At 71.4% G+C, this 11,868-nt stretch carries 6 protein-coding genes; 5 read left to right on the top strand and 1 reads right to left on the bottom strand.

The window, feature by feature from the left end; genetic code table 11:
• Nucleotide 1 precedes the first annotated feature (1 nt).
• The 3 genes from ACWGO0_RS14265 to ACWGO0_RS14255 all read left to right on the top strand — a co-directional run bounded on the left by ACWGO0_RS14265 (nt 2) and on the right by ACWGO0_RS14255 (nt 4,402).
• Nucleotides 2-658 (top strand): thymidine kinase, encoded by a 657-nt coding sequence (locus ACWGO0_RS14265; protein WP_453533202.1) that lies wholly within the window; start codon nt 2-4, stop codon nt 656-658.
• Nucleotides 659-759: 101 nt separating this feature from the next.
• Nucleotides 760-3,381 (top strand): S8 family serine peptidase, encoded by a 2,622-nt coding sequence (locus ACWGO0_RS14260; protein WP_453533199.1) that lies wholly within the window; start codon nt 760-762, stop codon nt 3,379-3,381.
• A gap of 73 nt (nt 3,382-3,454) precedes the next feature.
• Nucleotides 3,455-4,402 (top strand): helix-turn-helix domain-containing protein, encoded by a 948-nt coding sequence (locus ACWGO0_RS14255; protein ID WP_453533196.1) that lies wholly within the window; start codon nt 3,455-3,457, stop codon nt 4,400-4,402.
• A 29-nt stretch (nt 4,403-4,431) separates the two neighbouring features.
• Here ACWGO0_RS14255 and ACWGO0_RS14250 read toward each other — a convergent pair whose 3' ends face one another.
• A complete protein-coding gene (locus ACWGO0_RS14250; RefSeq protein WP_453533193.1) occupies nt 4,432-5,415 on the bottom strand; it encodes a helix-turn-helix domain-containing protein in 984 nt (327 codons plus the stop codon).
• Between the two features lie 154 nt (nt 5,416-5,569).
• Here ACWGO0_RS14250 and ACWGO0_RS14245 point away from each other — a divergent pair, with 154 nt between their 5' ends.
• Both ACWGO0_RS14245 and ACWGO0_RS14240 read left to right on the top strand, forming a co-directional pair.
• Nucleotides 5,570-10,009: a S8 family serine peptidase gene (locus ACWGO0_RS14245; RefSeq protein WP_453533190.1), complete on the top strand. Its 4,440-nt coding sequence runs from the start codon at nt 5,570-5,572 to the stop codon at nt 10,007-10,009.
• Between the two features lie 29 nt (nt 10,010-10,038).
• Nucleotides 10,039-11,766: a Kelch repeat-containing protein gene (locus tag ACWGO0_RS14240; protein WP_453533187.1), complete on the top strand. Its 1,728-nt coding sequence runs from the start codon at nt 10,039-10,041 to the stop codon at nt 11,764-11,766.
• The last annotated feature ends 102 nt before the right edge of the window (nt 11,767-11,868 follow it).

Below are 11,868 nucleotides of genomic sequence, written 5' to 3'. Positions count from 1 at the left end.
CATGCCCGAGCTTGTGTTCTTCTCCGGAACGATGGACTGCGGAAAGAGCACCCTGGCGCTGCAGATCGGCCACAACCGGTCGGCGCGCGGACTGCAGGGCGTCATCTTCACCCGCGACGACCGGGCCGGGCAGGGCAAGCTCTCCTCGCGTCTCGGACTGGTCACCGAGGCCGTCGAGGCCGATGAGGGCATGGACGTGTACGGACACCTCGTCGACCGCATAAGCCGCGGAGGCAGGGCCGACTACGTGATCGTGGACGAGGCGCAGTTCCTCGCCCCCGAACAGATCGACCAGCTCGCCCGCGTCGTCGACGAACTCGAACTCGATGTCTTCGCCTTCGGCATCACCACCGATTTCCGTACGAAGCTGTTCCCCGGCTCGCAGCGGCTGATCGAACTCGCCGACCGGGTCGAGACCCTCCAGGTGGAAGCGCTCTGTTGGTGCGGCGCGCGCGCCACGCACAACGCCCGCACGGTGGACGGCGAGATGGTCGTCGAAGGCGCCCAGGTAGTGGTGGGCGACGTCGACCAGACGGCGGGCGAGGTGGGGTACGAGGTGCTGTGCCGCCGTCACCACCAACGCAGGGCGACCAGCGCGACGGCCCGTGCCGGAGTGCTGTCACCTGACGTGCTGCCCGTCTCGGCCGGCGCCCCGTAGAGCGTGTGACCGGCCGCCGGGGCTGACGAGAGTTCGCCATGGCGAGAAACCGTCACTCCGGTCCGTTGAAGTCGTACGTCCGGTCGCATTGGATCGACCGCGTGTACAGACACACCCTCACCGCATCAGCGGCACTCCTCATGCTTCCGGTCCTGCTCTCCGGCGACCCCGCGCTCGCCGCGGACGACGCCCCCGACCGGTTCGTCACCCGCATCGTCACCCTCGACAGCGCACCGGCCGCGCAACAGGCCACCCCCAAGGACCGTGCGGGCGCCCGGCGCGCGGTCGACGCATCGCAGCGGACGCTCGTCGACGCGGCGAAGGGCGCCGGCATCGACCTGACCGTCGAGCGCCACTTCCGCAACGTCGTCAACGGGCTCACCGTGAAGGTGCCCGCCTCCCAGGCCGCACTGCTGAACACCCTGCCGGGCGTCTCCCAGGTCACCGCGCCCGTGACCTTCGCCGCGCCCGAACGGCCCACGCCCGTCCCGGAGAAGGTGCTCGACAAGGCGCTCGCCCAGGCGGGACGCGAGGCGCGCGGAGCCGGGCAGCCCTCGGGCCGCGAGATCGTCACGGCCACCGAACTCACCGGCGTCCCGCAGGCTCATGACGAGGGGTACACCGGCAAGGGCGTCACCGTCGGAATCATCGACAGCGGCATCGCCTACGACCATCCGGCGCTCGGCGGCGGAGGCTTTCCCAACGCCAAGGTGCTCGGCGGCTACGACTTCGCCGACGAGGACGCCGATCCGTACGACGACAGATTCGGTCCGGCCGCCGGGCACGGCACCCATGTCGCCGGAATCGTCGCCGGCAGCGACGGCCGCATGCAAGGTGTCGCCCCGGACGCGGATCTGCGCGCCTACCGCGTCTTCGGCGAGAAGAACGAGGCCACCGACGACGTGGTCATCGCCGCACTCGACCGGGCAGCCGCCGACGGTGTGGACATCGTCAACATGAGCCTCGGTGCCACCAAGAACCGCAGCAGCAGCGTGCTCTCGCTCGCCGTCGACCGTCTCGTCGAATCCGGGGTGCCCACCGTCGTGGCGGTCGGCAACGGCGCCGCCGGTCCGTTCAACGCCGGCGCCCCCGCGATCGCGAAGGAAGCCATCGCGGTCGGCAGCACGTACAACAGCCGCTACCCGTACCTGGCCCTCACCCTCGACGACGGCTCCGCCGCGCCCGTCCCCTACGTCGACTCCGGCCGGGCCCCCGCCGCACCCTCGTCCGGCACCCACCGCATCACCCGGATCCCGTCCGCGTGCGACCCGCTGCCGGCCGGCAGCCTCACCGGACAGGTCGCCCTGTTCTCCCCGTACAAGGGGGCCGACGCGTACAAGTGCCGCGGCCTGGACGTGGCCCGTACGGCAGAGGCCGCGGGCGCCGTCGGCGCGCTGCACTACGACCCTTCGGGGACGCCCGGTCAGCTGCCGCTGTCGCTCTGCTGCGGCTCCATCGGTATCCCGGTGGCAGGCATCCGCGGGATGGACGCGGAGCGCATCCTCGCCGCCCCGGGCGGCACATCCCTGACCTGGGGGGCCTACGCGGGCTCCCCGCTGACCGCCGACGCGGCGGGGCTGATGGACCAGATCTCCTCCTGGGGTCCGGGCAACGAACTGGAGTTCAAGCCCGACGTGGCCGCGCCCGGCGGTTTCATCCTCTCCACCCTGCCGCCCTCGCAGGGCTGGTACGGCGTCAACTCCGGTACGTCGATGGCCTCCCCGCACGTCGCGGGCGTCGTGGCCCTGCTGCGCCAGGCCCGCCCCGGCCTGACCCCCGACGCGGTCCGCACCGCGCTGCAGAACACCGCGACCCCGCTCGCCATGACCGGTGACCACCAGCGCGGCAGGCAGCCGCTCGCCCAGCAGGGCGCCGGACGCGTCGACGCCGTCGCGGCGCTCACCGCCGCCTCCGGTACGACACCTTCCGCTGCTCCCGCGAAGCTGGCGCTCGGGGACCTGGAGGGGCGGCAGGAAGTCCGCCGCGTCACCCTCAGCAACCCGACAGGCCGGCCGGTGACCTATCGTGCCGGGCACACCGCGGCGATCTCGGCCGCCCCGCCGTACACCGCCTACTGGAAGCCCGCCGCCGAGGCCGGCCGCCTCACCTTCGGCGAGCAGGAGATCACCGTCCCGGCGCACGACAGCCGGTCGGTCACGGTGCAGATCCGCCAGCCCGCCGGAGTGCCCGCGGGCACGCTGTTCAGCGGCTGGGCGGAGTTCACCCGCAAGGGGGCGGACGCGCCCGAGATCCGCGTCCCGTACCTGGGCATGGCGGGCGACTACGACGCCGTCCCGGTGGCCAACGCGTCCTTCACCGAGGTCAACCCCACGCTCGACAACCCCGCCCTGCGCCCCGGCTACTACAGCTTCGGCAGGAACGAGCCCCTCACCGTCGACCTCACGGACACGGCAACCGGCAACGACAAGGCATGGGTCATGCTCTCGCACGGCTTCCCGATGCACGAGCGCATGCGGCTCCAGGTCCTCGACGCCGACGACAGGGTCATCGCCACCCCGTACGACGCGTCCTGGGTGGCCAGGAACTCCGGCGCGGGCACCGGCATGGCCTTCTACGACTGGGACACCAACCGCGCCGACGGCACCCCGGCACCCGCCGGGAGCTACCGGCTGCGCTTCGTCTTCGACAAGGCGCTCGGCGATCCGCAGGGGGCGCCCGGCACCGAGACCTGGACCTCGCCGGAGGTCACGGTCGTACGGTGAGCCGACCCGGCCCCGAGCAGACCCCCGCCGCCTGGGACAATCCCGGCAGAGCACATCTACGCGGAGGTCGGCCATGGCGCTGGAGGAACTCGGGCTCGCGGCCGACGAGGAACGCGTCTACCGCGCCCTGATCGAACGGGCCTCCGCCACCTCCGACGAGGTGGCGGAGGCCCTCGCCCTGCCCGTACCCGACGTCGCGACGGCCCTGGGCACCCTCACGGCCCGCGACCTGGTGAGCCGGCTGCCGACCCGGCCCGGACACTTCGTCGCGGCGCCGCCGTCGGTCGGCCTGGGAGCGCAGCTCGCCGCCCGCCGCGAGGGTCTGCAGCGCGCCGAACTCGCCGTCGCCGAGCTCGTCGAGACCTACCGCACCGGAAGTATGGGGCGGGCCCAGCGCGACCTGGTCGAGGTCGTCGAAGGCCACGAGGCCGTCAGACAGCGGTACGTACAGCTCCAGCTCGCCGCCCGGCGCTCCATCGACACCTTCGTCACCGGCGCGGTCCAGGTCGTCGGCCCGGCGAACACCGAGGAGTCGACCGTGATGGCACGCGGCCTCGTGGCGCGCGGAGTCATCGACCAGGGGTTCCTCGCCGAACCCCGTGCCGCGGACAATGTCGACGAATCCCTGGCCAGGGGAATGCGGATCCGTACCGTCGAGTGCATACCCTTCAAGCTCCTCGTCTGCGACGGCGAGGCGGCGATGCTGCCGCTGCACGGCCACGGCGACGGGGTCGACCCCAGCCTCGTCCTGCGCGGCGGCCTGGTCAACGTCGCCCAGGCCCTCTTCGAGGCGGTGTGGGAACGTGCCCGCCCCTACGGCGCACCGCACCACGCGATCGACGCCCTCGACACCCGGATCCTGCGCCTCCTGCTCGCCGGCCTGACCGATCACGCCGTGGCCGCGCAGGGTGGTGTGTCACCGCGCACCGTGCAGCGGCGCATCCACGGGCTCATGACCAAGGCCGGGGTCACGACCCGTATCCAGCTCGGCTGGCACGCACGCCACCACGGCTGGGTCTGACGGCACGGGCCGGGCAGATCCGGCCCGCCTCAGATCCACCCCATCTTCGCGGCGCGCCAGCCCAGCTGGAGCCGTGTCTCGGCACCCGCCAGGTCCAGCAGGCCCCGCACCCGTCGCTGCACCGTACGCAGCGAGGCGCCGAGATGGGTCGCGATGGCCTTGTCGTTCAGTCCGGCCACCAGCAGGGTCAGGATCTGGACGTCGTCCTCGTCGACCTCGGCCGTCTCGATCTCGCGCAGACCACCGGCCTCGGCCACCACGGGGTGCGACCGCGACCACGTCGTGTCGAACAGGGCGATGAGCGCGTCGAGGAGCCCGCTGCGGTGCACCATCAGCGCCCCGGGGTCCGCCGAGGCCGAGGCCGCGGCGACCGGGACCAGGGCCAGTTCCCGGTCGAAGACGAACAGTTTGAGCGGCAGCTCGTCGATGACACGGACCTCCGAGCCCATCGCGTGCAGTGTCCTGATCTCGCTCAACAGGTCCGGGCTGTCCGCGAGATAGGCGCGCTCGATGACGGCGCGGTAGGTGACGCCGCGCGCCACGGCGGAGTCCTCCGCCGTGTTCTCCTCGGGAGGGACCACCAGCATCGGCGCCTTCACGAAGGTCAGCACCTCGCGGCGTGCACCGGTCTGCAACTGCTCGAAGCGCTGCCGCATCGCGTCGGCGCCCTGCACCACGTCGACGACGTCCGCGATCGTACGGCCGCTCGCGGCGGCCCGGTACGTCTCCTCCAGGGCGTTCAGCTCCAGCTCGGCGAGCCGTATCTCGTTCTGCCGCTGCGCCAGGAACGCCCCGAGTGCCACGGCGGGCGGGGAGGCCACGAAACGCCGGGTGTCCTCGGCGCTGCGCGCGGCGAGCCCCAGCTGCTCGAGACGGTTCAGCAGACACAGCGCCTGCGCCTCCTCCAGGCCGAGTCCGGGGGCGAGCTCCCTGGGGGCGCACGAGGGCCGGGCAATCAGCGCCCGGTAGATCCGCGCCTCGTCGTCCGCCAGTCCCAGCACGTCCAAGAGCATGGCACTCCTCCGCCTCGGTGATCCGCTTCAAGAATGGCGGACTACCGACAAGTCGCATACCCGCAACCGGAGTTCTCTTGTAGAGACATCTGCGTACTTGGAATCGTCCTCCGGGATCCCGGCACACACCGCCGGACCCGAGCGGAGGACCCTGATGAGAACTGGCCCCCTGATCCGTCGAAGCAGAACGGGCCTGACAGCGGGCGTGATACTCGCCCTGCTGATCGCCGCCGTCGTCACCGCCGTCGTACCCGAACAGGCGGTGGCGGGGGAGAAGGTGGCGATGGAGCTCCGCTCCGCCATGGAGGAGGACCCGACCACCTCGTTCTGGGTCCGCTTCAAGGACCGCCCCGACCTGGACGCGGCCCGCGGCGAGAAGGGCTGGGCCCGGCGCGGCGAACTCGTCGTGAAGGAGCTCAAGGAGACGGCGGCCCGCAGCCAGGCCGGCGTGATCGAACAACTGGAGGCATCCGGCGCGGACTACAGCGCGTTCTACGTCTCCAACGCCGTCTTCGTCCGGGGCGGAACGCTGGAGGTCGCGGAGAGTCTGGCCGCCGAGGCGGAGGTCGCCTCGATCGGGGTCGACCGCTCGTACGAACTGCCCGAACCCGTCGAGACCAAGAAGCTCCCCGCCGTGCGGTCGGCGGCCGGCACGGTCGAGTGGGGCATCAAGGCCATCGGCGCGGACCGAGTCTGGGAGGAGTTCGAGGCCACCGGTGGCGGCATCGTCGTCGGCAGCATCGACAGCGGCGCCCAGTACAACCACCCGGCTCTCGCGGGCTCCTACCGGGGCAACAAGGGTGACGGCAGCTACGACCACAACCACAACTGGTTCGATCCGGCCCAGGTGTGCGACGACCCCAGCGTGCCGTGCGACAACAACGGTCACGGCACCCACACCATCGGCACCATGACCGGTGACGCCGGAGAGGCCAACCGCATCGGCGTTGCCCCCGGAGCCCAGTGGATCGCGGCCAAGGGCTGCGAGACGATCCGCTGCACCGAGGCGTCCCTCATGGCCGCGGCCCAGTGGATGCTCGCCCCCACCGACCTCAACGGCACCGACCCGCGTCCTGAGATGCGGCCCCACATCGTGAACAACTCCTGGGGCAACGACAACGGTTCCGCCACCGAGCCCTGGTTCGGCGACATCGTGAACGCCTGGTCCGCGGCGGGCATGTTCCCGATGTTCTCCAACGGCAACGCAGGCCCGGGATGCAGGACGGCCGGCAGCCCCGGTGACTACAAGTCGACATACGCGGCGGGCGCGTTCGACTCCAAGGGCGCCATCGCCCCGTTCTCCGCGCGCGGTTCGGGCGAGGAGGGCGAGGTCAAGCCCAACATCGCCGCCCCCGGTGTCGCCGTGCGCTCCGCCGCCCCCGGCAATGCCTACACGTCGATGAACGGCACCTCGATGGCCTCCCCGCACGTCGCGGGCGCCATCGCCCTGATGTGGTCGGCAGCCCCCGAACTGGTCGGGGACATCAACCGCACCCGCGCCCTGCTCGACGGCACCGCGACCGACGTGGACGACACCGTCTGCGGCGGCACCGCCGAGGACAACAACGTCTGGGGCGAGGGCAAGCTCGACGTACTGTCCGCCGTCTCCGAGGCCCCGGTCGACGGCGTCGGCACGCTGTCCGGCAAGGTCACCGACGCGAAGACCGGCGACCCGGTCGGCGGCGTCCGCGTGGCGGTCGACGGCGAGTTCGACCGCGACCTGTCCACCCGCCCCGACGGCACCTTCACGGTGCGGCTGTCGGCGGGCGACTACAAGGTCTCGGTGTCCTCGTTCGGCTACGTCGCCGAGACCGCCGACGTCACGGTCGGCGAGAACGCCACCGCCACCGCGGACTTCGCTCTGGAACCGGCCCCCAAGGCCACCCTCAAGGGCACCGTCAAGGACGGCTCCGGCCAGGGCTGGCCCCTCTACGCCAAGATCACCGCCGACGAGCTGCCCGTAGGCCCCTGGTACACCGACCCGAAGACCGGCGCCTACGAACTCACCCTCCCCGCGAGCGGCGACTACCACTTCACCGTCGAGCCCGTCGTACCCGGATACGAGCCCCTGCACCAGGCCGTCGACCTGAGCTCCTCCCGTACCGAGGACTTCTCGGCCAAGGTGAACACCGAGCGCTGCAAGGCCCCCGGCTACGCCGTCAAGGGCCTCTACGAGACCTTCGACGGCACGGAGCGGCCCGCGGGCTGGACCGTCGTCGACAAGGCCGACGGTGGAAGCTGGGAGTTCGACGACCCGGACCCGCTCGGCAACCGCACCCCGCGCGGCGAGGGCAACTTCGCCAGTGTCAACAGCAAGTACTACACCGCGGGCAAGGTCCAGGACACGTATCTGATCACCCCCGTGATCGACCTGTCCGCCACCACCGAGCCGAAGCTCGCGATGGAGACCGAGTACTTCGCGCCGACGTGGACCGGCTCCACCGCCACCATCGAGCTGTCCACGGACGGTGGGAAGACCTGGGAACAGGTGTGGCACCACAAGAGCCCGACCGTGAAGGAGTCCATGCGGCTGGCCCTGCCGCAGGCCGCGGGCAAGTCCGCCGTGCAGGTCCGCTTCCGCTACACCGGTGAGTACGACATGTGGTGGGCGATCGACGACGTCCTGATCGGCGAGCCCGCCTGCGAGCCGGTCCCCGGAAGCCTCGTCATCGGCCAGGTCACCGACCGCAACACGGACGAGCCGCTCGGCTCGACCAAGGTCCGCAGCCCCGACGGCACCTCCACGACCGGCCGTTCCGGCCCGACGCCGGACGACGACGCCGTGGCCGACGGCCTGTACTGGTCCTTCCTGCCCACCGCGGCCGAGCAGAGGCTCACCGCCACCCACGACGGCTTCACCGCCCGGACCAAGGACATCGAGGCCACCGAGGGCCAGGTCACCCAGGTCGACTTCGCGCTCGCCGCGGGACGCCTGACCGCCACGCCCGGCACGGTCGAGATCAAGCAGGGCATGGACGGGAAGACCACTCGCGAGGTCACCCTGACCAACACGGGAACCGCGCCGGTCACCACCCGCACCGCCGAGAGCGGCGGCAACCCCGCCGCAGCCCGGACGGCGACCGGCCCGGGCAAGGTGCCGTCCCTGGAGGTCGAGACCGAGGTCACCCCGAGCTGGATCGAACCCCGCACCGACGCACCGGCGCCCGCCGGCCGGCCCGACCCGGCAGCCGTCTCCGCCGCGGCCTCCGCCTCCGGTGACGACTGGTCGACGATCGCCCCGTACCCGACGAGCCTCATGGACCCGTCCATCGGTGTCCACGACGGCAAGGTGTACTCGGTCGGCGGCTTCGACGGCGCCCGCACCACGCCGAAGGGCTTCGTGTACGACAACCTCGACCAGCGCTGGGACCCCCTCCCCGACCTGCGGGCCGCCAGGCAGCGCGCATCCGCCGCGTTCATCGGCGACAAGCTCTACATCGCCGGCGGCTGGGACAACAACGGCAAGCTCGTCGGCCTCACCGAGGTCTACGACCCGAAGACCGGCACCTGGACCGGTGCCGCCACCCCGCCGCAGGGGTACGCCGCTTCCGGCACCGCCGCCCTGGACGGCAAGCTCTACATGGTCGGCGGCTGCGGCCCCGCGAACGGCACCCTGGAAGGCGACTGCGGACGCACCGACGTCCAGGTCTACGACCCGGCGTCCGACAGCTGGACGGTGGCCGCCGACTACCCCGTGTCCGCCGGCTGGGTCACCTGCGGTCCGATCGCCGGCAAGCTCTACTGCGCGGGCGGCATGAACTCCCGCAAGGGCCTGGTCAAGGATGCCTACTCCTACGACCCGGTCCACGACCACTGGTCGAAGATCGCCCCGCTCCCCGTGCCCGCCTGGGCCTCCGCCTACGGCTCCGGTGGCGGCAAGTTCATGGTCACCGGCGGTATCCGCGGCGGTCTCGTCACCGGAGTAGCCACGAACGAGGGTTACGCCTACGACCCGGCGAGCGACGCCTGGTCGCCGATGCCCAACACCAAGTACACGCTCTACCGCGCAGGCAGCGCCTGCGGCTTCCACGTCATCGGCGGCGCGTCGGGCGGCTGGCCGGGCATGACCCGCTCGCAGGTCCTGTCCGGAACCGACTCCTGCGGCGCGGGCGACGTGGACTGGCTGTCCTCCGACGGTGCGGCCACCACGATCGAACCGGGCAAGTCGGCCACCCTCACCGTCACCGCGGACACCGCGAAACTGAACCAGCCCGGCGGCTACCTCGCCGGCCTGCAGATCCTCAGCGACGCCCCGTACGCCACGACGGTCGTGGACGTCGCACTCGATGTCACGCCGCCCCGAGGCTGGACGAAGGCCGATGTGACGGTCCTGTCCGCGAAGTGCGAAGGGGAAGCGATCCCGCTCGGGGGCGCGTACCTCGAGCTCGGGCAGGGCCCGAGCGCACTGGCACGCAAGTCCGACGGCAACGGGAAGGCGAGCGTCTGGCTGCCCGGCAGGGGCGTGGAGTCCCTCCGTGTGATCGCGGGCAAGGACGGGCTGACGCCCGACATGACGCGGGTGAAACCGCAGCGGGACGGCACGACCTCCGTCGAGCTGACGCTCACCCCGGCGGGCGGGTGCACCGACCGATGACACCGCACACCACCACGAGGGAGGCCCTGATGACCATCGGAAAGAGACAACGGCGCACCGTGGCCGCCGCGGTGCTGACGGCGCTGCTGGCCACCGGCATCTCGGCACAGGCCGCGGAGGCGGAGATCACCGTCTCGCCGGGCGAGGTGACGTCCACTCAGGAGCTCGGCGCCAGGAGCACGGCGACGTTCACGGTCACCAACAACGGCTCGGCGGCCAAACAGGTCCGACTGGCCGAGACCGGCGGCGACTTCGTGATGCAGGACGTGCCCGTTACGGCTGCTGACACGGCCACACAGAAAGGGGCGGAGAAGCTGCTCGTCCCGCACAAGGACGACGGCGGCCGGCTCGGCGCGACGACGTCCGGGGCCGGGACGCCGCAGGGGTCGGCTCCCGCCGACGCCGGCACCATGGCCGGACCCTGGACCGACGTCACGCCGTTCCCCGTCCCGGTCATGGACAACCTGGTCGCCAACCACAACGGCAAGATCTACTCCGTCGCGGGCACGTCCAACAACAAGCTGCTCCAGTCGGTCCACGTCTACGACCCGGCCACCTCGGCCTGGACGACGGCCGCACCGCTGAAGCAGCAGCGGCAGAAGCCCAACGGCGCCTTTGTCGACGGCAAGCTGTACGTCGCCGGTGGCTGGCTCTACAGCGGCCTGGCCACCGACCTGGAGATCTACGACCCGGGTACCGGCAACTGGAGCCTCGGTGCACCGACCCCGGTGCCGCTCGCCGCCTCCGGCACGGCGGTCGTCGACGGAAAGATGTATCTCGTCGGCGGCTGTGACGATGCCACATGCGGCAAGACGACCGTGCAGTCCTACGACCCGAAGACCGACACCTGGGAGGTCAAGGCGCCCTACCCGCTGCCCGTCTCCTGGTCGTCCTGCGGCGAGATCAACGACAAGCTGTACTGCGCGGGCGGCGTCAGCAACGCCGAGGGCGCCACCGCCACCGCCCACGAGTACGACCCGGCCACCGACACCTGGACCGCGCTGCCCGACATGCCCACCGCCCTGTGGGGCTCCGGATACACCGCGACCGCCGGCCAGTTGGCGATCTCCGGCGGCAACACGGGTGCGGGCGTGACCAACATCGGCTACGCCTACGACGTCGAGGGCCGGACCTGGGAGGCGCTGCCCAACTCCAACCACGCCACCTACCGAGGTGGCAGCACCTGCGGCCTGTACCGGATCGGCGGTGCACCCGGCGCCGGATTCATCGGAAGCACCACCGGTGAACTGCTGCCCGGTTACGACGCCTGCGGCGCGGACGTCGCGTGGCTGTCGGTGGACGAGGACCGGTTCACCCTGGAGCCGGGCCAGGGGCGCACCGTCACCGTCACCCTGGACGGAGCCGCGGTGACCCAGCCGGGCACGTACAACGCGACGTTGAAGATCGGCACGAACAACGCCGACGTCGTGGGTCCGGTCACCGTGAGGATGACGGTCACGGCGCCCGGCAAGTGGGGCAAGATCTCCGGCGTCGTGACCTCGGCCGCGTGCGCGGGGGCGGCGGATCCGCTGGAGGGCGCGACGGTCGTCCTGTCGTCGGGCGCGGTGTCCCGGACGGTGACGACGGGCAAGGACGGCGTCTACCAGCTCTGGCTGGACAAGCACCAGAGTCCGGTGACAGTCCTGGTCACCAAGGACGGATGGCGGTCCGACTCCGCCGTCGTCCAGATCAAGAAGGGGGTCGACGCCACCCAGTCGTTCGGCCTCGACCCGTACCCCTTCTGCTCCGGCAGCTGAGGGCCGGGCCGGCCCCGCGGTACCCCCCCGCCCCCCATGAAAAACCGAACGCCCCCCCGCCCGGAAACCCCCCCACCCGCCCGGCCCCCCAAACAAACAGAA

It is taken from the genome of Streptomyces sp. NPDC055749, from assembly GCF_053617235.1.
Note: the sequence above shows the minus strand (reverse complement) of the source record. Positions and strands in the feature narration are given on the sequence as shown.